Source organism: Rhodococcus sp. 077-4, assembly GCF_047782425.1.
Lineage (GTDB): Bacteria > Actinomycetota > Actinomycetes > Mycobacteriales > Mycobacteriaceae > Rhodococcoides.
On the sequence record NZ_JAJPWC010000003.1, the window covers coordinates 615,227 to 638,701 of the forward strand.

A 23,475-nucleotide genomic window follows, 5' to 3' on the forward strand; every position below is an offset into this window, starting at 1 on the left:
ATGGTCGCGCAGCTGTGGTGTCCACCCGTCATACTTCATCCTGTGATCCCGCAACGCAGATTGGCCTCTCTGGCACTTGTGCTGATCGCTACTGCGTCCTGCTCGACAAGCGTTGAGCACGAACAGAGTCCGGAACCGAGCGGCGCTCCTGTTTCGGTGTGGGATTCGATACGGGTTGCCAGTAACGCCGCCAGCATCGGCATGCCCGGTTCCGACGTCGAGCGAGATATCGACTCCGTCGCCGAGGCAGGCTTCGCAGGCATCAGGTTGCTGGTCAAGTGGTCCGACATCGAAACTGCCGAGGGCACTTTCGACTGGAGTCGCATCGATTCGGAAGTTCGATGGGCCACCGAACGCAACCTCGCGGTCCTTGGAGTACTGACGTGGGCACCGACGTGGGCCGTGCCCACGGAGTACGCGCTCGTCCCCCATCCGGCGCCGGCATCTGCCGAGCGGTTCGCCCAATTCGCCTCTGCCGCAGCGGCTCGTTTTCGAGACAGGGTGACGGCGTGGGAAGTGTGGAACGAGCCGAATATCGCGGCCAGCTACGGCCCGAGCGTGAACCCGGTTCGGTACTGCGAGGTCCTGTCGAACAGTGCAAGGGCAATTCGGGCCGCGGCACCGGGTGCACTGGTTGTCACCGGACCGACCTCTCCCGCCCTCGATTCCGCCAACGATCTGTCCCCCGCGACGTTCGTCGAAGCCCTTTACCGATGCGCAGGCGCAGGCGCATTCGATGCCGTCGCGATGCACCCGTACAGCAGCCCCCAACTCCTGAGCGAACCCACCGAGCCGTACTCCTCGGCCAACGAGATCGCCGCAGTCCACGCAGTCATGGCACGCCACGGTGACTCCGACAAACGGATCTGGTTCACCGAATTCGGTGCTCCCACAAACGAATCCGACGCAGGTGTGGACGAGCGACGGCAGGCGGAGATACTGGTCGACGGGATCACTGCACTGACTCGGATGCCGTTCGCGGGTCCGGTTTTCGTCTTCGACTTCCGTGACTCCATGACCGGCAGCCCCGTGCCGGATTACAACTACGGTCTGGTGCGATCCGACTACACCCCCAAACTCGCGCTAGACGCGGTTCGAGACCTGATCGGATGAGCGTTCGCCAGCGAGCGCACCCACTTCTCGAACCTGTCCAAGGCAACCTCACGAGACATGTTGTGCCGCAGGTACCCGTTCGCCGACTCGACGAATTGCGCGGACTTCGCAGGGTTTGCTGCGAGTCCGACAATCGAATCCACCAGCGCGGACGGATTGGCCGGGTCCACCCGAACGCCGGCACCGGCGGATCGAATCTCCTGGTGGGTCACGCTGCCCTCAGTGGTGGCGGCAACGACGGGGCTGCCGCTGCCGAAGTACGCTGTCAGCTTGCTGGGGACGGCCATTTCGGCAACCTCCGGCCGCTCGTTGACCAACAGGACGTTCGCTGCGTCGAGTGCTGCCCGAAACTCTTTCTCCGGCAACGAGCGAACGAAAGACAGGCTGCTGATGCCCGCGCCCAGTTCCTCGAGCATCTGACGCTGATTGCCGTCTCCCATCAGCACGAAGTGCACAGGACCGCCGCGGCGGTCCGACTCTCGCGCTGCTTCCACCACGTTCTCCAGACCTTGTTTGAGTCCCATGTTGCCGGAATGCAGAGCGATCACCGAGTCACGCGACCACCCCAGCAGATCACGCGCATGCTCACGACTCATCGGTGCCTGATGTGGCATGTGCGTCCAGTTCGGGATGACGGTCACCTTGCTCGCCGCCATGTGCAGACCGGTCACCGCGTGGTCTGCGAAGCGTTGGTGAATCACCGCGACACCGTCTGCCGCGCGGAGGATCCCGGATTCGAGATTGGTTGTCGCACCGGCACTCGGCCCGTGCAAGGTGCCTGTCTCGATCACGCCACGACTGTAGAGATCTTGCACCCACACTCCCAGGGCCGGCCGATGCCGCTGCGCTTTGAGTCTTGTGAACACCAGACCTGTGGACACCAGCGCAGGCGATACGCACACCACCACGTCAGAAGCCGGGATTCGACTGCGGGCCACCCGGCTGCCGAACGACAGCTCCAGGTGCGCTCGCTGCGTGACGGTCATGCTGCCAGGAACGTAATGACGATGCCGGGTGACGTGCACTCCGTCCACCGTCTCTTCGATGGTCGGGCCTGCGTATCGCGGATCGGGAGCCCACTGGGGATAGTGCGGAAAGCCGGTCACGACGTGAATGTCGTACCCCCGCATCGCGAGGCCCTCCGCCACATCGGCTGTGTAGGGGGCGATTCCGGTCACTTCTGGTTTGTAGTTGAGGCCGATCAGGGTGATGCGCATCAGCGCCTCCGTTTCCGTACTTCGAATCCCGACCGCCTTTTGTCCCACAACTCGTCGGTCGTACAGATCCGGCGAGCAGGATTGCCTGCCACCACATCTCCCGGTGCGATCGACTGCGTCACCACGGACCCGGCTCCGATGACGGCGTCGTCGCCGACCACCACCCCGGGCATGATGACCGTTCCCAACCCGACGAATGCACGCGCGCCGATGGAGACCGGCGCTCGGCGATACAACTCTTCGTCGGGAGGAAGTTCTCCCCGCGCTTCTGCCACTCTGTCGAGCGAGAAGTCGTGCGTGAGTATTTTGACGGCATCCGACACCACACAGCGGTCCCCGAAAGTGATGGAGCCCGGGCCGGAGTTGTCGAGAAATACCGAGGACGAAATCCACAGCGGCCGCCCCACGACGGTCACACCCGAGCGTCGTAGAAGTTTCACCACCACACTCATGTACGCGTTCTGATCGATCCGGTTGAGTGTGCGCAGCAGCGGCAGGAACTTCGACACGTCGATCATGAGATCCTCGATGGGTTGCCGAGCACGGGCGGTACGAGAGCGTCGGCCGCGTCCGAATCACGTCGGCGTACCAGGCGCGGGACCCAGACGATGTCCGGGACGAACTGGCACAGCACCACGGCACCGGCGGTGACGAGCACGACGCCTGCCGAGCCGGTTGTCGGTGCAACCGCAACGGCAGCAACCGTGGTGACCACCGCCATGGCAGCAAGGCATCCAGCTTGCCAACGCGCCTCGGTCGGCGTGGTGAGCAACATCCCCGAGGGCAAGTGAACGCATTGGGCGACAAGCAGAATGGCGAACGCACCCGCAAGTGCCGACGAGATCTGGATGGTGTTGCCCGACAGCACGCCTGCAAGCCACGGACTGAGCAGCACCAGGGGGATCGCCGCAGCCATCGCAATCACCCCGAACACCGTCGTCGAGATCAACCACAGGCTGACGGTCTGCTCAGGAGCTGCACGGCGCTTGACGAATATCGGCCAGAACGCGAGCGCCGCCGTGGAGAACACCGACCAACACAACCCGTAGAGCTGGGCCATCAATGCGTATCGGCTGAGTTCGAGTGGAGTGGACAGGTGCGAGAGGACGATCCGTTGGGCTTGCAGACCGAAGGGGATCCCGACGCTGACGACGAACAGCCACAGCGAGCCGGCCAGCAACCCTTTGGTGGGCAGTGCCACGGCCGCACGCTTGAACACGGAAGTACCGAGCCCTGAAACCCGCAGAGCCAGAGCGGTTCCCATCAGATTGCCGAGCAGAGCTCCGATCAGTGGCGGCAACACGTACCAGATTCCGCGAACACCACCGACGTACATTCCCGCGGTGACGAGCAGGGCGAACAGCGAATTACTCACCATCACAACGACGATCAGTTGTGCGCGGTCGACTCCGATGAGGATCCGCAACCCCAGTCCGGCCGGAATGGTCACCCCGAACAACGCAACGGCAAGAGTAATGACGAGTCGGTCGTCCGGGCCGGTGGTGGTGCCGATCAACGCACCCCACCAGTCGAACATCATCACCACCACCGCGACCCCCGCGACGACGCAGGACACTCGCGCCAGGATTCGGTAGGCGCGGCGAATCACCGCCAGGGCATAGGCGTCGTTGATGGGGTCTCGGGACCTCGCGGTAGCGCTCGTCACCACGGCTCCGATACCGAGATCGGCGAAGGGGAGCAGCAGTCCGACGGTGGCAACCAGAGCAACGACACCGTAAGCCGAGGGGCCGGTGGCCCGAATGACGAGGCCGGCGCTGACGAGCCCGGCAACGGCGACGATGGGTGTACCGACGATGCGAAACAGCGTGCTGAGGATTACGGCCTTGCGTTCGACCGTGTCCAACCCTGTGCGCGAGACGAATTCGTCAGCCGAGTCACCCGAGTAGACGGCGTTGTCGGTGACGTCGTCCGGCATCCGGTGGCGTCCGGGCATCATCGATCACCTACCCGAGCTCGGCGTGAGAGCACCGAGCGCGCGATCTGTTTGGATCGTGCCGAGTACTCGACCACGCGCGATGCCACCGCGGTGATGTCTCGACGCCCCCAGGGGTAGTAGCCGGCCAGGTCCCAGGAGCGCCTGATGTCGGCGAAGTGTTCGTGCTGTGGGCGGATGCTTCCGGCTCCCCCGGCATCGAAGTCGCACAGCACCGCGTCGATGACGACGGGAAGTTCCAGTTGCGCTGCCTTCAGCATGTACAGGTGATCTGCAGCGAGTCCGAAGTTCACGTCGTAGGGTCCGACGCGCCGGACCAGGTCCATTCCGAACAACGCCGCCTGATGTGGGATCGGACGGATTCCGAGGGCGAAGTTGCGCATCTCGAAGGGGTTGTACCCCCATTCCAGACCTTCGCGTGTCGGGTCGCCGACAATGCGGACTCGACCGTAACCCCATCGCTCTCGCACGGATCCGGCGGCGTTCAATGCGGACATTGCCACCGTTGCAGAGCCGGATCCGGCGAAGCAATCACCGGAGTGCATCAGCCACACGACATCTCCGGTGGCGCGGTCGATGCCCTGATTCATGGCGTCGTAGCGTCCACCGTCCGGTCGAGACTGCCAGTACGACGGATCGGCCTGGTGGAGTAGCGTCTCGACGTCCGGGCCCGATCCGCCGTCGATCACGATGTGCTCGATGGGCCCGTAGGTCTGTTCGGCGACGCTTCGTAGCGTGCGCGTCAGCCCGGCGGGGTCCTCGAAACTGATGGTGACGACGCTCAATGTGGCGTCACTGGGCATGGGAAGTCACCTGCCTTAGGGCCGTTCTGCCGTACTTGGCAGCGGCGTACACCATCGCCGGCACTCCGGGCCTACCTTCGGAAAACCCGCTGGCGACCGACCGCCGGATACCGCGCAGCGACTGTGCGGACGCTGCCGCGGTCACGGCACTGAACAAGAAGTAGTCACCACGTACGCGGGCCGGCGCGTCGCCGAGGTGTTCACGCCCCCATTCGATGTATTTGTCCGACACGTCGACAGATCGGCGAGACACCGAGTTCTCGCTGACGTTGTAGATGGAATAGCACTGCGGCACATGACGAATGACCAGACCGGGCACTCTCTGCTGTAACTCGATCAGCCAACCTGGTTCGTCGTGAATGGAATCGGGCGCGTAGTTGAGCGGCACCTCGAAAGCGAGCGACCGAGGGAAACACAACGTACTGCTCTGCAGCATCGCGTCGCCCAGGGTGAAGCGGTGGAGGGTGAACAAGTAGTCGGCGACGGATTGCTGCTCACCGATCAGTGTTCTGGGCCAGATCTTTTCGCGGTGTCCAGGCTCCCGGACGGCGCATTTGCACGTCACGACCCAGGCATCACCCTCCACGTCGGATACTTCCGCGAGTTGGCGTTCGAGTTTGTACGGATGCCACAGGTCGTCGTCGTCGAGGAGCGCGATGACGTCACCTGTCGCCTGGGTGATTCCCAGTTGGCGCGCGTTGGCGCCACCCGATCCGGGCCCGGTTCGCACGACGCGGATTCTCGCGTCTTCGGGGAGGTCCAACGGTTCGGTGGTATCGGCCACGACGACGATCTCGAGAACGCCGATCGATTGGGTCAATGCGCTGTGTACAGCACCGGCAAGGCTGGCCCTGCCGATCGTGGGAATCACTACGCTGATGCTGGGACCGAGCGTCATCGCTTCCCCTCCGATGTGTGGCGACGTCGTGATGTGCGGTTGTCTCGAAGCAGACGCATCAGTAGGTGCGTGTCCGCGGCGTCGTCATGATGCCGCCCATCCGAACTCAGTGCGACGCAACAACATGCAAGACATGCGAAGACCGCCGGCAGGTTGTAGGACCACGGTGAGTACAAAATGTCCCAGATGGCCTGCATTCCGAGATACATCATCAGGGGTGTCCACGCACCCGCAGAGTCGGCGACGAATATCAGGCGGTAGCAGGCCCACAGCAGCCACAACGGCAAGAGGACAGCCAGTACCCCGGCCTCGGCCCACGACCCGAGCAGGATCGAATGCAGAGAGATCGACCCATCGCTGAGCTTCCATGCGTACTCGAAGGGGAACGATCTGTCGAAACCGAGCGCCATCGCGACGTGCTGGGCTTGGACGTATGCATCGTGGGAAATGTTGTCCGCTTCACCCCACCCCAGCAACGGTTGTTGCGCGATGGCGGTGAGGGACAGCGGCGGTTCGGTGCGGCCTGCGAGCAGCATGGGTATCGAACCGTCCGATTGCATCAGCACTTTCTCGCGGAGAGACCCACCCAGCAGACCCGCTCGCGCCGAGTACTCGAGCATCCAGGTGAATGCCACCGCAAAGACGCCGAGTGTCACCACACGGGTACCGAGAGACAGGGCGCCGCGGCGGTATTTGGACAGCAGAAGCAGCAGGACCACCGCACAACAGATGACGGCATGTGATCTGAAGTTCAGGACGAGGCTCAATGCGCCGAGGGCCATCAGTGCTGCGACGACGGCAGGCGTGTGCACTCGGCGTACGGCCAGGACGTAGAGCACTGCGATCGTTGCCGAGGGTGCCACACCGTATTTCCAGAGGTCGACGACGCTGCCTGCAGATGTGAGGAAGGTTCCGATCATCGCGTAGAAGAACACCGAACCGAATGCGATGCCCAGGAGCACTGTGGCGATTCGCTCGATATCGTGGGCCAGCACCGTGATTCCGCAGAAGTACAGCGCGAACGAGGCGAAGGCGAACACGTCCGGAGAGAGATAGCTGGTTCCGTTGACCCACGCCGAAGTCAGATACGCCGCAGTACCGACGGCTGCCAACACCAGAGGAAGAGCTGTTCGACGCCGCGGACCCGGCAGCATGTACGCCAGTCCGATCGCGACGCACACGACGGAGAAGCCGGTGACCGTGAAATTCATCAACGGCAGCGCAGACGTTCCGCCCAGCATGAACAGCCAGACACGCTCGGGGAGTCTGAGGATCTTACGGTCGCGCTCTGCGGCCTGAACGGTTCGGGAAGTGTGGCGAAGACGCACAGGTACAACGCGTGCAACGTATTTCGGCACGGTCTCGTTCCTCGAGGGCTCGGCCTCGGGATGCGCTGGCGAATACGAAGGACTGGTACGACTTGCGTGGTGAATCACGCTCAACGGCACACACCCCATTCATTCCCCCGAAGTGCACTATGAGCAGTATTTCGGCAGCCTAGCGCGAGTTTTGATCCAGCGCAGCGCATCGCGAAGAGAAGGCGAGGACGCCCGATATTCATTCACAATCGATTCCCGCTTTCATCGCCCATGACTTTCGATCGAATTCCGAAAATCGGACAAAACCGGCCGGTTGACAGTGACGTCCGCCCGGAAAGCTACCTGCATATTGTTTCAGCGAGGCTGAGGGCCCAATTCGGTTGGGAGGCAGCGTTTGTGCTCGGCCGGTACTCCCGCGTAGAAACCGTTGGCTTCGCAGTCCTTGGTCACAACACTTCCCGAAGCGATGACGCATCCATCACCGATGGTGACACCGGGGAGAACAGTTACGCGCGCGCCGATCCAACACCCCGCACCGATCACTATCGGCGAATTGATCGACCCGCCCGCGCGGTCGAATTCGTCCCCGATTTCGTGTCCACAAGTAACGAACATCGACTCGTACCCGATCCGCGTGTCCTTTCCGATCGTCACATCCGACCCCAGGTCGAAGAAACAGCCGTAGTTGATGAATGCCCTCTCCAGCACAGTCAATCCATGCCATGCGCCGAGAAACACACCCGCGTTGATCAACGCTGTCGAATGAATGTCGTGTCCGGACCTGCGCAACAGACCGTTTCGGAATTTACGCGGTACCGCACCACTCGCCACGAAGCGGTTGAGGACGACGTCTCGAACCACTTGGTCGAGTTCACCCAGCAGAATCTCTCGCTGCAGTTTCATCGCGACAGACTAACCCCGGGTGGTGACTATCGAGATGCGCCAACGCAATAGGACGGAGCAGGTTACGATGCGCCGAATAACCGACCTCTCTGTTCGTTTCGTAACAGCCCCCGTTAGGAACCGTGGATGACCACGACCCAGCCGTCGACACCCCCTCGCCGACGCAGGCGACGGAACGCTGCGCCCATCACACGCTCGGACATCCAGGGGCTTCGGATGGTGGCGGTTCTGCTGGTGATCGTCGACCATCTCTTCGGTTGGCCCAGAGGTGGTTTCATCGGTGTCGACGTGTTCTTCGTCGTATCCGGATTCTTGATCACCGGTCTGCTGTTGCGGGAGTACGACAAGACGGGCACGATTTCGTTCGCGGGGTTCTACCGTCGACGCGTCCGACGCATCGTGCCGATCGCGACGTTGGTACTCGTGTCGACCTCTGCCGCAGGGGCCTTGGTATATGCGTCGTCTCGTGCGGCGTCGATAGGCATCGATGCCGTGTGGGCGTTCTTCTTCGCCTCGAATTGGCGGTTCGCGATCGAGGGAACCGACTACTTCAACGCGGACGCGGCGATCTCCCCGTTGCAGCACTATTGGTCGCTGTCCGTCGAAGAGCAGTTCTACTTCGAATGGCCCGCTTTGATGCTCGCGATCGGGGCACTGGTTACGCGACGTTCCTGGCACAGCAACGTCAAGCGCATCATCTCGGCAGCGGTGATGAGCGTGATCGTCGCGGCATCGTTCGCGTGGGCAATGCATCAAACCGCTACCGATCAGTCCTGGGCGTACTTCTCCACGTTCACGCGGGTGTGGGAACTGGGCGCGGGGGCGCTGCTGGCCATCGGGGCGGGTTGGGTTTCGCAGTTGCCGCGTGCCGCTCGCGCACCGTTGGCCTGGATGGGGCTCGCAAGCATCGCAGTCGGGGCCGTCGTCATCAGCGAGTCCGGCTCGTTCCCTGCGCCTTCCGCGGCACTTCCGGTACTGGGTGCAGCACTGGTGATCGCGGCCGGCATCGGAGGTACCAGTCCCTTCATCGCTCCCCTGACCAATAAGGTGAGCGTGTACATCGGCGACATCTCGTATTCGTTGTACCTGTGGCACTGGCCCATCATCGTGATTCTCGGATCGATCATGGACATGAACGGGTACTACTACGTCACCGTGGTGTTCGCGACCTTCGGTTTGTCCGTTGCCTCGTATCACTTCGTGGAGGATCCGGTTCGTCGATCGAACTTCCTCGCGCCGAGAGCTGCTCGAGCCGAGGCGAAGAGGAAGCGGAAGAATCAACTGAGCAAGAGGGCTTACCCGCCCGCTATGCGATACGCCGGGGTCGGAGCTTTGACACTGGTCACCGTGGCTGTGGCTGCCTTCTCGCTCGAACCACTCGATCCGCCGACAACGCCGCCGGCCAGAACTGCGGCCGACACGGCCACTGCGCCGGACGAGGCCGCGGCACCCCTCGGCCCCGCACAAACCGCCCTCGCTGTCGAGATCGACGCCGCGGTGAACGCCGCCGAGTGGCCCGTGCTGAGTCCCACCATGGACGAAGCGATCACCGGGGCTCAGGCTCCGTCAGGCATTGCCGAGTGCGGGCTGGTCGATCGCCCCGACGCATCGAAATGCACATGGGGTGCCGCCGACGCACCCAAAACCATCATGATTCTCGGCGATTCGATGGCGATGAGCTTTGTTCAACCGATCAAGAATTTCGCCGAGTCGAGCGATGGGCAGTGGAAGGCACGCTCGGAGGCGATGTTCGGATGCACATTCGTCGACATGGACGTGAGCACGCAAGATGCAGACACGTCCGCGGCCTGCCCGGAACGTAAGGCAGCCGCCATCGCAGCAGTGAACGAGGTGAGGCCGGACGTTGTGGTCATCACCAATCTGCATACCGACATTGCAGCTGAGCTGTGGATCCCCGGGGTGAAACGGCTGACAGACCAGTTCGCGGCGAACGCCGGGAAGATCCTGTTTCTCTCCGCTCCCCCGAACGACAAAAAGCCGGCCGACTGTTACACCCGGAACAGCAAGCCTGCAGACTGCCTCAGCAGAGTGACGGATACGTGGAAGGCGCGATCACGGGCGGATCGAAACCTCGCCTACCGGGTGGGCGGGACCTACGTCGACACACGAAGCCTGTTCTGCACCCCAGACAACTACTGCCCCAGCTTCGTCGGAACCACTCCCATAAAATCCGATTCGGCGCACATGACCATCGAATATGGGGCACGGGTTTCAGCGCCGCTTAAAGAAATTCTTGTCGCCACGGGGGTCTGACTTGCAGGCACCTCGGTCGCCGTGTTCCACATAGGCGGTCGGCCGCTGCAACAAACCACATAGGTCGATATCTGTGCATAAGTTGGGCGTAGTAGCCGGAATCGGCCACAAATAACGCTGCACGAAAGAGTACTCCAACCAGACGAACCCGCCCATTACTTCGGCCGCAGCGCGCGAGAAGGAACGACAACGCGCGAGCCTAAAGTAAGCGATCATTGAGAATCGTTGGAAACTGGCGAGCGTCGACAACCCCATGCTCCCGCAGTTCAGCACTAATCGGTATGGCCGCTGTTTACAGCCGTGCCCTCACTCCAACTTTCTTCGCAGGTGCACCTGCCCAAATTTCCCACTCCCCCGTAGACCGCGTCAGGACAGCATTAGCTCCCACGACTGTTCCAGTGGCAACTCGAATGCTGTTGTGATACACGACTTTCGCGCCCGGACACAAAATCACGTCATCCTCAATTACTGCACCCACGAACCCTCGACCAGCGGGTTGCCAAGGGTCCGCACGGCCAATTGTCACTTGCTGGAAGACCTGAACACGATCACCTATTGTCGTGTTGCCGCCGATAACGGTCCCCATGGCCGAGTGCGGTAGCTGAAAGTCGTCTCCGATGACGACGCTCGCCGGTATCTCCAAGTTGTAAGTTGCGCAAAGAACTTGACGAGCCAGCTTGAACCGCCGCAGCTGCACGAGCCGCCCAACTAATGACATGCCGCCAACATACTGGGCCGGGCCCCCATCCGCACACTGCACCAAGAAACCCGCGTTCGACCTCCGCTACGTCTCAACAGGCGTTGCGCAGATCAAACACCGCCCCGCGTACACCACCCGCGCGACGAGGCGGCGGACATCGCTCGGAGCATGGATAGAAGCACACGCAACTTTATCGAATGACGTTCAGATGAATAAACAGCCGACCGGCTCAGCACTTCTAAACGAACTAACGTGACCCCACTGAAACATTACTAGACTGATTCGCCAAAAACCACCCAGGCACTGTCGATTTCGCCCCACATCTGCGTCCCAAACGATCATTGTGGAGGCAAGATTTGGCATCGTCGAATGACAAGCGAAACACCAAGCCACCTTCGCCAACATTCGCAGCCTTCGGGAGCGAAGGTCCCAATTTCGTCAACGCGTGGAACCATCGCGGTCAACAGTTCGTAGCAAACCAAAAATCGAAGCAATCCTCAAGAAGACCAATCGCCCACCATCTCCAAACGCAGAGCACCAGCTGACACCGGCGCAACAGACTGATGACGCAGAGGCCGGCACCGCGTCTCAGATATCCACTGACAAGCAAAGCCCTGCTGTCCAAGACAGGCCGCTATGTGAGGCATACTTCTACCATGGTGAAAAAAGCGAGGGTAAGCGGCCCAGAGGCCAGGAACCGGCCTAGGCCTGGCCATCTTCTAGCCGTTAGCCTAGTGTTGGCCCTGGCCATCTTCGTTGTAATCCTTTCCCTCAATCGCCACGAGGTTGACGAATACGAATCCAGCTACGTGCCCCCACCTGCCCCTGTTTTTGATTACGAACATGTTTCGTTTCTCGGTGATGACTACACAGTCGGGGTTGGCGCGCTTACAGAAGAACTTGGGTATGCATCCGTTCTGAGCAGGCGCCAGTGCTGGGAGAAGAACATTGACGCGGTCTCGGACACCGGCTACGAAAATGGAGGACCGGACGATTCAATGTCATTCATCAACCCAAAGCGGATCGAATCAATTACAAACACCCAGCCGCGACTAATCATTATTCAAGGCGGGACGAATGATAAGCCATCACCCACGCTCTACAACTCCGCGCAGGCTGTATACCGGGCAATTCAGACTGCCGCACCATCCGCGAAAATTATAGTGGTGGGGCCGGCGCAGCCCCCCCAAGCGTCTGAGTCAGACCTTCGGGCAGTCCGAGCTGACATTGAAAAAGCGGCGAGGGACACCGGCATCACCTTCGTCGACCCGACCGTCAACGGTTGGCTTGCTCTAAACGACTATGCGAGTGACGGAGCGCATCCTAACACCGAAGGCCACGCTAAGCTTGCTATGAAACTTCGCGAGGTCATCAGAGCCCTTGAGCTTCCGCGCTTTGATAGCTGTGCGCCTGTCGAACAGACGAGATAGCTCGACCGAACCTCACCTGCCGCGGACTTATCGAACAGAGAGCCAAGGATCCCTCCCTAGGTGCCTCTGAAGGAACGGAGAAACTGCGGTCACTTCAACTGAACATGCTCAGGACCCGCGGGCGACCACTATGGTCGCGTGCGGTCTGTGGAGAACCGTCGAGCTGCACGCCCGACACTCGGGCCCCGACCACCGTCAACCGACCAATGCACGTTAGGGGGCCGAGTTGACATGTGAACAGCGCACCCAGCGCCAGCATGCGGCATGATGCACTCATGACTGCGCAGGGACACCCGGCCGATGATGACGCGGCCGGAAGTATCGGTCCGACTGACCCCAGCCGGGTAAACACAATCTTTGTGGGCAGCGTCCCCTTTGAGGTAACCACCCTACGAAGAGCGTCCCAACTCGTCATCGAGAACGGCATGCAAAAACGCGGCGTGTCGATCCGCCTCGCTAACGCATTTTGTGTAGCCAGGGCGGCGGAGGACGCGGAGTACGACCGACTGCTGAACGGCCCCGGTATAAATTTTCCCGACGGAACACCGGTTGTTTGGGCAATGCGGATTCAATCAGCCAACGGCCCTAAGCCCGAGCGCGTGCGTGGACCATCCTTGTTTGAAGAAGTTATCGATATCGGACGCGCATCCACCAGCCGTCACTTCCTCCTTGGAACAACGGCAGAAACGCTGAACCTACTGGAGTCAAAGATACAGGCTCGATACCCTGGAACAGTGATTGCAGGTAGACACGCACCTGAATTCGGGCCCGTGGACGACAAGTTCGTGACCGAGGCGGCGATCATCATCGAGTCGTCGAAGACGGACATCGTCTGGATTGCGTTGGGGTCCCCCAAGCAAGACTTTGCATCTGTACAGTTGGCGAAAGCCGTGGGCCGGCCGTGTATCGGCGTTGGAGCAGCGTTCGACTTCATGGCTGGCACAGCAAGAGAAGCGCCGCCCTGGATGCAAAGAAACGGTCTTGAGTGGATCTATAGATTCGCAACCGAGCCGAGACGTCTCTGGTCTCGATACACAATAGGAAACGTCCAGTTCGTGCGTAGCATAGCCCGCCACCAATTACTTAGAAAATAACAGAAATCCAACCTCCGGTTGACCATCAACATCAAGCGTACGGGACAGAGGGCGCATTGAGAATACTAGCGGTATCGTTCGTAACGAGGCCAGGTTCCGGTAGCGAGGGTGGAGTAGGCTGGGCAATGTTAAAGGCAGCTGCACAATACACCGCCGCTCGGGGCGGAAAAGTTGATGCCTTGATCGACGCGCGTGACCTCCCAGTTGTCCAGAATGCAGTAGCAGAAGATGAGCTCGCTGCAACAATCAATCTCTTTCCAATACGCCTCCCCACATTGGCGCAAAATAAGTACGGAGACTCGCGGAGCCGTGGAAGCTACCTAGCATGGTTACCTGCGGCACGCAAAACTGCTCAACAGTTATTCGACAAAAACTTTTATGCGGCCGCACACCAATTCACGTTCGCTACGGCTTCTATGCCGTCAACTATTCGCAGCCTACCGACGCGGACGGTATGGGGGCCGCTCGCTATTGCACAACATCCCTCACTGCGCTCCGATGGATCAGCAGGACTTAAAGAGCGCCTGGGAATTGTCGCAACCAGTCAAATATCGAAAAGAACTACAAATAAACACGCACTAATCGTCGCGCAGAACTCTCACACAGGTAGGTTTCTCGACAAACAGGAAGTACCGAATGTAATTGAGCCCAACATCGTGGTCGAACCGCGAGAGAAACGGCAGCCTCACGACCAGAAGATTACGTTCAGTGGTCACCTTATTGAACGCAAGCGGCCTTGGGTGTGCTTGAAAGTAATTCAGAATCCACTCCTGAGAAGCTACCGCCTACACTTCGTCGGAGACGGTCCACTCCGAAGCGCCCTGCAATCATACGTGCGCCAAGAACGACTCGACGCACAGGTGACCTTCGAGGGTAGATTGACTCGAGACGACGCACTTGAATCAGTAGCTACGTCAACACTACTTCTACTGCCATCGAGTCGGGAAGGTGCACCATGGGTCGTCGGCGAAGCTGCAGCTATGGGTGTTCCATCTTTAGTCAGTGACATAAGTGGTGCCGGAACTGTTGTCGAACTATCCGGCAAAATGGGAACGTCGATCGGTGAAGTGGAAAATCCCGACGTGCTAGCTGGCAGGTTCGCTCAGGCCGCCATTGAAGTTGCCCAACACCCAGACTGGACACCAACTAGTCGGTGGAGTGCATCTCGGATGCCATCCCTTTTGGACGAATGGTGGAACGTCGAAAGTCATTGACAGATTTTGCAGCCACGACCCACAGAAATGCGAGCTGACATGAACAGTGCATTGCAGAGAACAAAATCGATAGTGGGCGCAGCGAGAAACGGTGGCAAGTCGATTGTGCTTCAATACATCGGCCGTATACCATCTCGCAAGCTACGCACAAAGCTGTTAGTGTCAGCATTCGGCGCAAACATCGATGCCGGCGTTTGCATATACAGGTGGAAGGAAGTCAGGAACCCAGGAGGATTACGAATCGGACGTGGCTCGATAATCGGCTCGGACGCACTCCTCGATGCGCGTGGCGGATTAAATATCGGTAAAAATGTGAATCTGTCGAGCGAAGTTGCTATATGGACATTGCAACATGACTTTGACAGCCCCACTTTTGCCACCAAAGGTGGCGCGGTCGATATTGGGGATCGTGCGTGGATTAGCTTTCGGGCGACAATTCTTCCTGGAGTCAAAATAGGTGAAGGTGCTGTCGTAGCTGCTGGATCGATTGTCACAAAGGATGTCGAACCATTTGACGTGGTGGCAGGAATACCGGCCAAGAGAATCGCTAGTCGAAATCGCCTATTGACATACTCATGGCCCTTGCAAGACGCCAAGCCCGCGTGGTTTCTTTAAGATGCCCCCACCTAGTCATGGCTCACATACTGGACAAATCATAGGTCTCGGACCCACCGCGCCGGAACACCTGCATAAAGGGAGTTTGCCGTGCACACCCCCGTCACGACACTGCCTGCTGCAACAATGGTTCCGGAGCCGATAACCGACCCGGGCATTAAAATACTACGAGCACCAACCCACGCGCCATCACCGACTACAATGCTCTGCACCGTCGGAGGCCCTGCACGCTGCGACTCACTGCCGATCGCATGACTACAGGTACAGAACATAACTTCGTATCCCACGAAAACGTTTCGCCCAATGATCGTTTCCGCGCCTAGGTCGAAGAAACACCCGTAGTTTATGTACGAATTATCTCCGACTGACATCCCGCTCCAAGATCCAATGAAGCAATTGGGAGCAATTGACGCCGTGCGCGCTATACGGTGACCAAACAGATTGATAAAATAGGGACGCAGCTTTTTAGGCAACATAACCGAAGACGCAATCGCGTTGAAGACTAAATCTCTAAGAATAAGCCGGAATTGTCCGCCGATCCATCCAAACAAGCGTAGAAGGAGAGTCATTTCACCACACCAGCCTTGGGCTCAGTCTGCCGCAGCGCTTCGAGCCATCCTCGGCTAACGATCTGATCATACTCCCGTGCTGCCAGCCTATGAGTGTCGAAAGGTGCCAACCTCCACGTCTCAACGAGATGCCCCAACTCTTCGAAGGATCCAACTGGAACAGTTGAACTGTCAGTAAGAACGTCCGAAATTCCAGGTGAATCAAACCCGAGGACTGGAACGCCGGCTGAGACCGCCAACATGACGGTGCCACTGGCCGTTGCGAGCGGGTAGGGGGCCAGCACAACGTCTGCTTTCACTAGAGCCGACGCAATCTCCAAATCGCTCAACGACTTATCGGAAACCTGCAGTTCCGTGCGAAAACCACGTCTTGACAGAAGTTGATCGACGTCTTTGGGAAGACTGCCCGTGCCCGCAATCGCTACAACACAATGCGCAGGGTCGAGCTCAGCGATCAACCGCGCCATCTCTTTCCAACCCTTGTCTGGGCGTAGCGCCCCGACAAACAGGACTCTGCATGTGTTCTCTTCAGCCGAACCCAACTGGGCCCGCGCTCGCCTTCCCCGAACGTCGAGCATCTCGACCCAGCCCCCATACCGCAAGTGCGGGATCACTGCGGTCCGAGATTCCGCACTGGGTGAATGTACATCGGTTACCAGTGACCGACCGTGAACCACATTGACAGTGGTCGATGCTCTTAGAAATGCCATAACAGATTTACTATTCGAGCCAGAGTTTCTGCCGGCAATCGGATTGTGGTCCAAGAACACTAGCGACTTGATTATCCGTATTCGCCTCGCAGCCGCGAACACACCTGCTTCGTATGATCCGCGAATCCACACCAGCACCACTGCCTCCCGACGAATAGCTGCGATCAACACAAAAATCAGCGGTATTGCGAGACGCCGTATTATGTGCTGGACAGGTCCATCAGTAGAAACCGAGTCTGCGAGCAATCGGTACCCGCGAGCACGTTCTCTAGATACCAACTTCGACTTGGCTGGTAGCCAAAGTGACACACTCTTTCCAGCTCCTGTAAGAAGATCTGCGAGTTCAGACCCGTATGGATTTACGCCGTTTGGATCCCACAACGCTATGCGCTCAACGTCCAGGGTTCGTGACAGCATCTGCATCCTCTTTGTCACCAATCATCATCGTATACAAGAAAGCAACCACAACTAGCGGGAGATTTGAGTCTATTGGTGAAAATACAAGATCCCACAGAGCCGCAAAGATCAAAAAATGGCTAACAGGATTACCTGTTCCGAAGTACATAAATCGGAACGCCTGCCGAATCAAATAACCGATCATCACAACCGCCGCAGCGAGCCCGAACGGTCCGAAGTTAAACCAAAGGTCGGCCGTGACGGAATGCAACCGAGTCCGAACGTTCAGTACGTATCGGTCAACATAGCCGCCCTCCACATTCAAATTGGCGTCCACACGCGACATTGCAAGTTTCGTACTCGCGCGTTCCGCTGACGACAAAGTAACCCCTGGCCCGTAACCTAGCGGATTCGCCTTAAACAAATTCCAAGCGGCGCTTGACTCGGGCCGAGCCGAAGTAAGTAGCCCGAAGGTTCCGGGATTCGCGAGTTGTACAACGGTCCGCTCCCTGACGCGCTCTCCGAGCGCGCCGTCTGCCGCGATTGACGGACCAACCACCAGCCCGACCACCGCGATCGTAGACACCACGCCAAACGACACAACACGGCTTGATGGCACGGCCTTGGCTCGCACCGCGCTGCACCAGCCATACATGAGAAGGGCAACAACGCAGAACAACCCGAATGCCCTCGAATCCAGCACGAACGAGACGCCTGCAAGCATAAGGATTCCGAGCATAACAACGGGAACCGAACGGAAACGGCTCAGCGCGATCAGTAGAATGACGGTGATCGACCAGCCGAGATAGCCCTTCCAAACTAGCCCACTACTCGGACTCGCAATCAATGCCTGCGCAAGTAGTCCCAAACTGAATGAGGTCAGCATGATGGTTGGTCCAGCGAGCCTGGCACACCAGCAAAGCGCCATGATGCTTACGATTCCGCCCACCAGCAGAAGCGTGACGCCAATTCGATTTATCGATTCGGGCCTACGACTGCTATCTCCGAGGCTAAGGGCCGTTAGTAGCGGCGAAGTGACAAGAGCAATCGTGAGCAAAATCAGTACCCGCTTCGCCCACTTTTCTCCTGGAACGCGGATAATTCCCAGCAGAATAAATAACAACCCGCCCAGTACCGCGAGATTCAGACTCGCCGACCCAAGCGGGCTGATCGTCTTGATCGGCAACAGGAAGACAAGAACGATAGCGACCGCACGAGAAAGAGATGTTGGCCCGCTCCCGAACCCGTCAGTCTGCTGACTGTCACCTGCCAGCACCCTTAGCGTAACCATCCACTACCGCCATTCCATAGATAGTTGTACTGTACAGGTCCTCTAGATTGCGTGCCCGCCGAAACAGAGGCCCGTCGCTATTACAACGAAAAACTTCGGTCAGCCAGGACCTCACTCGTCGCCGTCACGTCATAAGTGCTCAATCTGGCCTCTGGATCCGATGCGTTCAACTACAGCGTTCTTGCGCCGGGACAACCGTCGTCGAACCTGCTGCGCGCGAGCCCAAACCCTATCGGCTGCCTCAACTCCGCCTGCGAGATCAAAACAAGATGCCCGAACATCGTGGAGCAGCGCTGGTATTTGGTCGCTCAGATTCTCGCTCAATCCACCACCCTCATAATTTATGAGCAGCTCGTCGATTTCCAATGGGGCAGCGACCGCACCGGCCCGCAAGATGAAGTCGAAATCGCCCACAAACTGAAACTGTTCAGAGTAACCACCGAGACTACTGACTAAGTCTCTTCGAAAGAGACAAGCTTGGTGGCAATGTGGTTGAAGTCCGTAGGCGTGTTTTATCCAATTGTGCGGGATGTTTCGTATGATCGACGGTGCCCTACGTCCGCCGCCCAAGTTCCTGGCTCCAACGATCATCCAGACCGGATTGCTTGCTAACCCGGAATGGACCACCTTTAGTGCCGTCGGCACAGCGAAAGAGTCACCGGAGTTGAGGAATAGATAGAAATCTCCATTACCTCGAGCAATCCCCTTATTCATTGCATCGTAAACTCCGTTGTCCGGCTCACTGAACCACTTTATGCCGTCGTATTCGTCATACTGTCGGGCAACAGCAGCGGATTCGTCGGTGGATCCGCCGTCGATGATCAGCAACTCGATCCCGATAGGGCTAGGTTGCTGACTTACGAAACTGTTCAGTGTTACAGCTAGTCCAGCTGAATTATTGAAATTTATTGTGATTATAGTCAAGGCCGGGCGATTTTCAGCGCACATTATGTGGACCCCTCTCTCGATCTTGGATGAATTTTAAAATCGAGAATCCTGCAGTGAGAATACGATCGATTATTTGCACTCCATTGCCCTCCGACGAAGTACAATCCTTGTCGAGTAAGGAATGACTTGGAACACAAAGATCGATACTCCAGTCGCGACCAGCGGCCCCGCCGCGCCAAGCGAAGGCGTGAGCAGCAGGCATAGTACGAAGGCCGACAAGACAACAGCAACCACGCACACAGATTGGTAACGCAATCCGGAGATATCGGTTAAGTAAATACCTAAAGGCGATTGCAGCGACTGGCAGACCACGAAGAAGGTGAACGCCAGTCCCAGCCCTGGGCTAATGTCAACTTTGTTACCAGAGATTAGCGGCGCAATCATCGGCGCGAGGAGTACGCCGACGGAGCAGAGAATTAGAGAGGCTCCAGCGAAGATCGCCGAGAGCTTTAGCGGATGCGGCGCACGGCTGCCAGTGTCGCGTGCACGGTCCTTGGCGAATTGAGGCCATAGACTTACCGATGCTGCACCGACTACTGCTGCCACCGGTAAGAACATCTGGGCCGCCAAGCTGTACTGTGCGATAGCCTCCGCATCGGACAAATGACTTAGCACCATTCGGTGGGTCTGAAGTACTAAAGGCATTCCAATCATCACCGCCAACATCGGTAGCGCGGTCTGAAATATGCCGATGTTGCGCGCCTTGTCGAACCGAAAGATCAGTCGAGTTGCGCGCACCAGAAGTCCGTCAGTAAGTCTGTTTGCATCAAAGGCAATGAGGAAGGTTGTCAGCAGATAGGCACCGAAGAAGCACAAAATTGCAGTTTTGCCGTCGTTGAAGACGGCGGTAGCAACAAGTACTGCTAAAAATACGAGAGCGGGCTGCAACCCCTGGATAAGGACCTGTCGTTCGTTCTTCCCAGCGCCGATCGCAATGCGTTGCCCGAGTCCAAGCGGCATTGACGCCGCGAAAAATAGCACACCAATCAATGCGTAGAGCCCGGCGGACTCCTCGAATGAGTCGCCCAAAATGACCTTCCAGCCGGAAATCATCGTGATTGCCACTGCCACAATTGAGAGTACCGTGGCTGAAAAGATCAATATTCTGAGAGAAGCCACCGTGACGCTAACAACGCTTTCCTCCCTAAACGAAGACGACTTTGAGACGGCATTTACCGTAGCAGCACCAACACCGAGATCCGCAAAAGGCAATACGGCCGCGATCGAAATCACCAACGTGTACTGCGAGAAACTGTCGGTGCCGAAGTTTCTGAGGATTAGTGCAGACGTAAGTAGTGAGAACACCGCCGATACCGGAAGTGTGATTGCCCGCGCACCGGCCGACCGCAACAGGCTGTCCCGCACTGAAGTAGTCACAGTGGAGTTCCAACCTCCGTCAGCGCTTCACTTAGCATGCTACTCCGCAAGTAGCATAGATCAAATCGAATTTGGATATCCCAGGTCCGGAACATTTGGATATCCCAGGTCCGGAACATAAGCGGCACCGTCTCCTTCTGGAACATTGCTTTAGGCACTTGACAGATTCATCTTCAGCGCTGCTCGAATACCATCAGCGAAGTTCTTGGCCATGTTTTCAATTGAATAGTTCCCTCGCTTATCAATGCAGTTCTGTTGCATTCTCGATAATAATTCACGGTCGGAAAGTAGTTCGGTCACGCCCCGAGCGTAACTTTCGTCATCGCCGGAGAAAACAGCACATGTGAGCCCGGGGTCGAGATAAGCATATTCAGGTGCATGTAATCCATAGTCAGTTGTAGCAATCGGGACACCTGCAGTAAGAGAGTCCAAGGCGATCAGCCCGATTCTCCCGGGGTTCAGAATCAATTGCGATTTCGCCAGGACTTCGGCTTTTTCCTTGCCCGTCGAATGGCCCCTATAGCTGGCCCACTCTCGAACGGAGCAGTACTCTTCGACGTCGCCGCTTGCTTCTCCGTCTCCGAGGATCGTCAGGCGAACTTGCGGATTTCCGCGGTGAACTAGTTCCGCGCAACTGAGTACCATGGGGATATTCTTTGACGAATCGAGCGCGCCGATGTAGCAGAGATTTGTAGTGACCGTGTCCTGAGATGAACGATGCGGTGCTCGCTGCAAATCCGCCAGTAGGTTCTTGGTGTCGATTGAGTTTTCTACGGTCGTTGTCCTGCTTCTTTCAAACCCCTGGCTTACCACGTGCTCGACAGAATCCTGTGTATATCCAAAAAACCAATCCACCTGATTGGTAATTTGCGCCATTAGCAATCTCGTTACTGTGCCGCTTTTTGTTGCATAGTCGCGCCCGTGTCCCCAAAGACCTAAGACTTGGCGCGGCCGAGAATTTGATCTGCGAATTAGACCCCGCCTTGCCAATATTCGATACAAAGCCAGGTTTCGCCTTGCTTGCTCGAAGATGACCATGTCGAATTCGGCCAACTCGTCTAAAACATCACTAACTACTACGCGCTTACCGAACACCCGATATTCGCGTTGATTCACCTTTCGAATGAAGGTCGACTCGAACCCGTCGTTGCGTTTGGCCTGGACTTTGTTCGGGTTTCCCGCGAACACCCGGCATTCGATACCATGAAGATCGAGTAGTTGAATTAGCTGTTCGAAGAATGGCTGCCTGTACATCGGTACGTATTCCTGAACGATAGCGATCTTTACCATAGCCATTTACCCCGAATCTCGTTCATTTCGTCGGCGGTTGTCATCTGTGCTATTTTTCGCAAATCGCAGAGTTGTAAACACCCTGCATCTTGTCGGTCCACTTTTGGGCGCTGAATTCTGATTCGAAGCGGTGTAGCGCACGTTCTGAAAAATGGTCCCATTCTGCGTCAACTCTATCCATAGCGGATTGCAGATCAGTCCATTCCGCGAAGACGGATCCAGTGTCATGAGCGACGACGTCGTCTGCTGCCCCATTACCTTGTAGGGCGACCACCGGGAGCGCGACTGATAGGGCATCCAAATAGCTCATCGGGTATGCCGACTCTGGCCAAATGCTCGGGAAAACCAATCCCCTGGCTTTCGCCAGCCTCGATTGGACATGCTCGCTGGGAATAACTCCATGGAACTTCACGGAAGAACCAGCCATCCCTTCAAGGGTACTCCTTAGGGGGCCATCTCCATAGATGTCAAGTTTTCTGCCTTTCGGCCAGACCTTCAACAGGTGCTGTATCCCTTTCTCGGGGCTCAGCCGACCGACGTACGCCCAGCGGGAGCTTTGCGGATCGGCCCTCTCAAGCGATGGCTTCACAAAGTTCGGTACCAGACAAATCTTTTGCTTGTTAACCCCTGCACGAACATGGATTTCTTCGGCTCGCGCGGATAGCGCCACAATCTTTCGGCTGGCCAAAATTAGGGGGCTGCCCTCAGGCCCCTTACTCACACCTGTGTACATAGGAATAGTAGCAATGCGGGAATTCCTATAACATCCATGTATTACAGAGTTAATCTTGCGATGGTCAATGCACAGGGCGCAAGGCTTGCCATCTCTGAATAAAGTTCCCGATGCGCACGTATACCTGAAGTTGTGCAGCGTAGCCACCACAGGTGGTTGCAATTCGAGCGGCCACCTCGATGAAAAGTTCGGAAACGTATTGTGAACGTGCACCAGATCGGGGTCAAATTTTTCGATCCTGCTCGTAGGATCGATTCCTGCGCCAACAGACACCTTCACCGCTGCTAACACGGGATTAAGTATGTTGTCGCTGTCCGCGTATACCTCAAGAACCTGATGCCCGGCCACTCGGAGTTGAGCCACCTGCGCCTGAACGGCAATGTTTTCGCCGCTCGGCTGGTCGCTTCGGTACATGCTATGAACGATGGCGATTTTCATATTTCACAGCCTTCATTTGCAAAACCATTCATATGCAAGTAACTCGGGTGTTGACCCTGCTCTATTTAGATCGACGACTTCGACAGCGCGTTTCACGGGATTGCTTAGGACATTTTTAGGTGATTTCTTGGATGGGCTACTGTCGGCCTTTTGGGGCGAGTTCTTTGGAGTCCTTGTACTTGTTAGGGA

Annotated in this window: 20 protein-coding genes; 6 read left to right on the forward strand and 14 right to left on the reverse strand. The window is 57.8% G+C overall.

The features are described 5' to 3' along the window. Nucleotides 1–156 precede the first annotated feature (156 nt). Nucleotides 157–1,113: an endo-1,4-beta-xylanase gene (locus tag ACNEOT_RS19335; RefSeq protein WP_415976048.1), complete on the forward strand. Its 957-nt coding sequence runs from the start codon at nucleotides 157–159 to the stop codon at nucleotides 1,111–1,113. Here the strand turns inward: ACNEOT_RS19335 and ACNEOT_RS19340 are convergent. The 7 genes from ACNEOT_RS19340 to ACNEOT_RS19370 form a co-directional block, all read right to left on the reverse strand. Further along, a complete protein-coding gene (locus ACNEOT_RS19340; protein WP_415976049.1) occupies nucleotides 1,065–2,330 on the reverse strand; it encodes a glycosyltransferase in 1,266 nt (421 codons plus the stop codon). The two genes, ACNEOT_RS19335 and ACNEOT_RS19340, sit on opposite strands and share 49 nt — an antisense overlap. Continuing rightward, nucleotides 2,330–2,848, reverse strand: a complete 519-nt coding sequence (locus tag ACNEOT_RS19345; RefSeq protein WP_415976050.1) for an acyltransferase — start codon at nucleotides 2,846–2,848, stop codon at nucleotides 2,330–2,332. The genes ACNEOT_RS19340 and ACNEOT_RS19345 overlap by 1 nt, the downstream gene beginning before the upstream one ends. Continuing rightward, the gene (locus tag ACNEOT_RS19350) at nucleotides 2,845–4,287 is read right to left on the reverse strand and encodes a lipopolysaccharide biosynthesis protein (protein WP_415976051.1); all 1,443 of its coding nucleotides are present in this window, start codon (nucleotides 4,285–4,287) and stop codon (nucleotides 2,845–2,847) included. Before ACNEOT_RS19350 ends, ACNEOT_RS19345 begins: the two co-directional genes overlap by 4 nt. Continuing rightward, complete coding sequence (locus tag ACNEOT_RS19355; protein WP_415976052.1) at nucleotides 4,284–5,087, reverse strand: glycosyltransferase; 804 nt, start codon at nucleotides 5,085–5,087, stop codon at nucleotides 4,284–4,286. The genes ACNEOT_RS19350 and ACNEOT_RS19355 overlap by 4 nt, the downstream gene beginning before the upstream one ends. Beyond that, nucleotides 5,077–5,985: a glycosyltransferase family 2 protein gene (locus tag ACNEOT_RS19360; protein ID WP_415976053.1), complete on the reverse strand. Its 909-nt coding sequence runs from the start codon at nucleotides 5,983–5,985 to the stop codon at nucleotides 5,077–5,079. Before ACNEOT_RS19360 ends, ACNEOT_RS19355 begins: the two co-directional genes overlap by 11 nt. Next, a complete protein-coding gene (locus ACNEOT_RS19365) occupies nucleotides 5,982–7,343 on the reverse strand; it encodes a hypothetical protein (RefSeq protein ID WP_415976054.1) in 1,362 nt (453 codons plus the stop codon). The genes ACNEOT_RS19360 and ACNEOT_RS19365 overlap by 4 nt, the downstream gene beginning before the upstream one ends. 315 nt (nucleotides 7,344–7,658) lie before the next feature. After that, on the reverse strand, nucleotides 7,659–8,207 hold the full coding sequence (locus tag ACNEOT_RS19370; RefSeq protein WP_415976055.1) for an acyltransferase: 549 nt from the start codon (nucleotides 8,205–8,207) through the stop codon (nucleotides 7,659–7,661). 126 nt (nucleotides 8,208–8,333) lie between these two features. On the opposite strand from ACNEOT_RS19370, the gene ACNEOT_RS19375 reads away from it, so the two are divergent. From ACNEOT_RS19375 to ACNEOT_RS19395, 5 genes are all read left to right on the forward strand, one after another. After that, complete coding sequence (locus ACNEOT_RS19375; RefSeq protein ID WP_415976056.1) at nucleotides 8,334–10,481, forward strand: acyltransferase family protein; 2,148 nt, start codon at nucleotides 8,334–8,336, stop codon at nucleotides 10,479–10,481. Nucleotides 10,482–11,837: 1,356 nt separating this feature from the next. Next, nucleotides 11,838–12,611 carry an SGNH/GDSL hydrolase family protein gene (locus tag ACNEOT_RS19380; RefSeq protein WP_415976058.1) on the forward strand — a complete coding sequence of 258 codons (774 nt, stop codon included), beginning with the start codon at nucleotides 11,838–11,840 and terminating at the stop codon, nucleotides 12,609–12,611. A 275-nt stretch (nucleotides 12,612–12,886) separates the two neighbouring features. Next, nucleotides 12,887–13,705 (forward strand): WecB/TagA/CpsF family glycosyltransferase, encoded by an 819-nt coding sequence (locus tag ACNEOT_RS19385; RefSeq protein WP_415976060.1) that lies wholly within the window; start codon nucleotides 12,887–12,889, stop codon nucleotides 13,703–13,705. Nucleotides 13,706–14,121: 416 nt separating this feature from the next. Next, nucleotides 14,122–14,919: a glycosyltransferase gene (locus ACNEOT_RS19390; RefSeq protein WP_415976365.1), complete on the forward strand. Its 798-nt coding sequence runs from the start codon at nucleotides 14,122–14,124 to the stop codon at nucleotides 14,917–14,919. A gap of 39 nt (nucleotides 14,920–14,958) precedes the next feature. Continuing rightward, the gene (locus tag ACNEOT_RS19395; protein ID WP_415976061.1) at nucleotides 14,959–15,534 is read left to right on the forward strand and encodes an acyltransferase; all 576 of its coding nucleotides are present in this window, start codon (nucleotides 14,959–14,961) and stop codon (nucleotides 15,532–15,534) included. Between the two features lie 38 nt (nucleotides 15,535–15,572). Here ACNEOT_RS19395 and ACNEOT_RS19400 read toward each other — a convergent pair whose 3' ends face one another. The 7 genes from ACNEOT_RS19400 to ACNEOT_RS19430 form a co-directional block, all read right to left on the reverse strand. Then, nucleotides 15,573–16,103: an acyltransferase gene (locus ACNEOT_RS19400; protein WP_415976062.1), complete on the reverse strand. Its 531-nt coding sequence runs from the start codon at nucleotides 16,101–16,103 to the stop codon at nucleotides 15,573–15,575. Beyond that, complete coding sequence (locus ACNEOT_RS19405) at nucleotides 16,100–17,236, reverse strand: glycosyltransferase (protein WP_415976367.1); 1,137 nt, start codon at nucleotides 17,234–17,236, stop codon at nucleotides 16,100–16,102. Before ACNEOT_RS19405 ends, ACNEOT_RS19400 begins: the two co-directional genes overlap by 4 nt. Then, the gene (locus ACNEOT_RS19410; protein WP_415976063.1) at nucleotides 17,205–18,485 is read right to left on the reverse strand and encodes a hypothetical protein; all 1,281 of its coding nucleotides are present in this window, start codon (nucleotides 18,483–18,485) and stop codon (nucleotides 17,205–17,207) included. Before ACNEOT_RS19410 ends, ACNEOT_RS19405 begins: the two co-directional genes overlap by 32 nt. 144 nt (nucleotides 18,486–18,629) lie before the next feature. Next, nucleotides 18,630–19,448, reverse strand: coding sequence for a glycosyltransferase family 2 protein (locus ACNEOT_RS19415; protein WP_415976064.1), 819 nt, complete (start codon nucleotides 19,446–19,448; stop codon nucleotides 18,630–18,632). Between the two features lie 69 nt (nucleotides 19,449–19,517). Next, a complete protein-coding gene (locus ACNEOT_RS19420; RefSeq protein WP_415976065.1) occupies nucleotides 19,518–20,825 on the reverse strand; it encodes a lipopolysaccharide biosynthesis protein in 1,308 nt (435 codons plus the stop codon). A 150-nt stretch (nucleotides 20,826–20,975) separates the two neighbouring features. Then, nucleotides 20,976–22,121, reverse strand: coding sequence for a glycosyltransferase family 4 protein (locus ACNEOT_RS19425; protein ID WP_415976067.1), 1,146 nt, complete (start codon nucleotides 22,119–22,121; stop codon nucleotides 20,976–20,978). A gap of 43 nt (nucleotides 22,122–22,164) precedes the next feature. Beyond that, nucleotides 22,165–23,286 (reverse strand): glycosyltransferase family 4 protein, encoded by a 1,122-nt coding sequence (locus ACNEOT_RS19430; RefSeq protein ID WP_415976068.1) that lies wholly within the window; start codon nucleotides 23,284–23,286, stop codon nucleotides 22,165–22,167. Nucleotides 23,287–23,475 lie beyond the last annotated feature (189 nt).

Bases quoted from the DNA above. Each gene is read 5' to 3' on its own strand.
- ACNEOT_RS19385 (WP_415976060.1), top strand. From the start codon at position 12,887: ATGACTGCGCAGGGACACCCGGCCGATGATGACGCGGCCGGAAGTATC.
- ACNEOT_RS19395 (WP_415976061.1), top strand. From the start codon at position 14,959: ATGAACAGTGCATTGCAGAGAACAAAATCGATAGTGGGCGCAGCGAGA.
- ACNEOT_RS19370 (WP_415976055.1), bottom strand. From the start codon at position 8,207: ATGAAACTGCAGCGAGAGATTCTGCTGGGTGAACTCGACCAAGTGGTT.
- ACNEOT_RS19415 (WP_415976064.1), bottom strand. From the start codon at position 19,448: ATGTGCGCTGAAAATCGCCCGGCCTTGACTATAATCACAATAAATTTC.
- ACNEOT_RS19345 (WP_415976050.1), bottom strand. From the start codon at position 2,848: ATGATCGACGTGTCGAAGTTCCTGCCGCTGCTGCGCACACTCAACCGG.
- ACNEOT_RS19350 (WP_415976051.1), bottom strand. From the start codon at position 4,287: ATGATGCCCGGACGCCACCGGATGCCGGACGACGTCACCGACAACGCC.
- ACNEOT_RS19340 (WP_415976049.1), bottom strand. From the start codon at position 2,330: ATGCGCATCACCCTGATCGGCCTCAACTACAAACCAGAAGTGACCGGA.
- ACNEOT_RS19355 (WP_415976052.1), bottom strand. From the start codon at position 5,087: ATGCCCAGTGACGCCACATTGAGCGTCGTCACCATCAGTTTCGAGGAC.
- ACNEOT_RS19405 (WP_415976367.1), bottom strand. From the start codon at position 17,236: ATGCAGATGCTGTCACGAACCCTGGACGTTGAGCGCATAGCGTTGTGG.
- ACNEOT_RS19375 (WP_415976056.1), top strand. From the start codon at position 8,334: ATGACCACGACCCAGCCGTCGACACCCCCTCGCCGACGCAGGCGACGG.
- ACNEOT_RS19400 (WP_415976062.1), bottom strand. From the start codon at position 16,103: ATGACTCTCCTTCTACGCTTGTTTGGATGGATCGGCGGACAATTCCGG.
- ACNEOT_RS19425 (WP_415976067.1), bottom strand. From the start codon at position 22,121: ATGGCTATGGTAAAGATCGCTATCGTTCAGGAATACGTACCGATGTAC.
- ACNEOT_RS19390 (WP_415976365.1), top strand. From the start codon at position 14,122: ATGCCGTCAACTATTCGCAGCCTACCGACGCGGACGGTATGGGGGCCG.
- ACNEOT_RS19380 (WP_415976058.1), top strand. From the start codon at position 11,838: ATGGTGAAAAAAGCGAGGGTAAGCGGCCCAGAGGCCAGGAACCGGCCT.
- ACNEOT_RS19430 (WP_415976068.1), bottom strand. From the start codon at position 23,286: ATGAAAATCGCCATCGTTCATAGCATGTACCGAAGCGACCAGCCGAGC.
- ACNEOT_RS19360 (WP_415976053.1), bottom strand. From the start codon at position 5,985: ATGACGCTCGGTCCCAGCATCAGCGTAGTGATTCCCACGATCGGCAGG.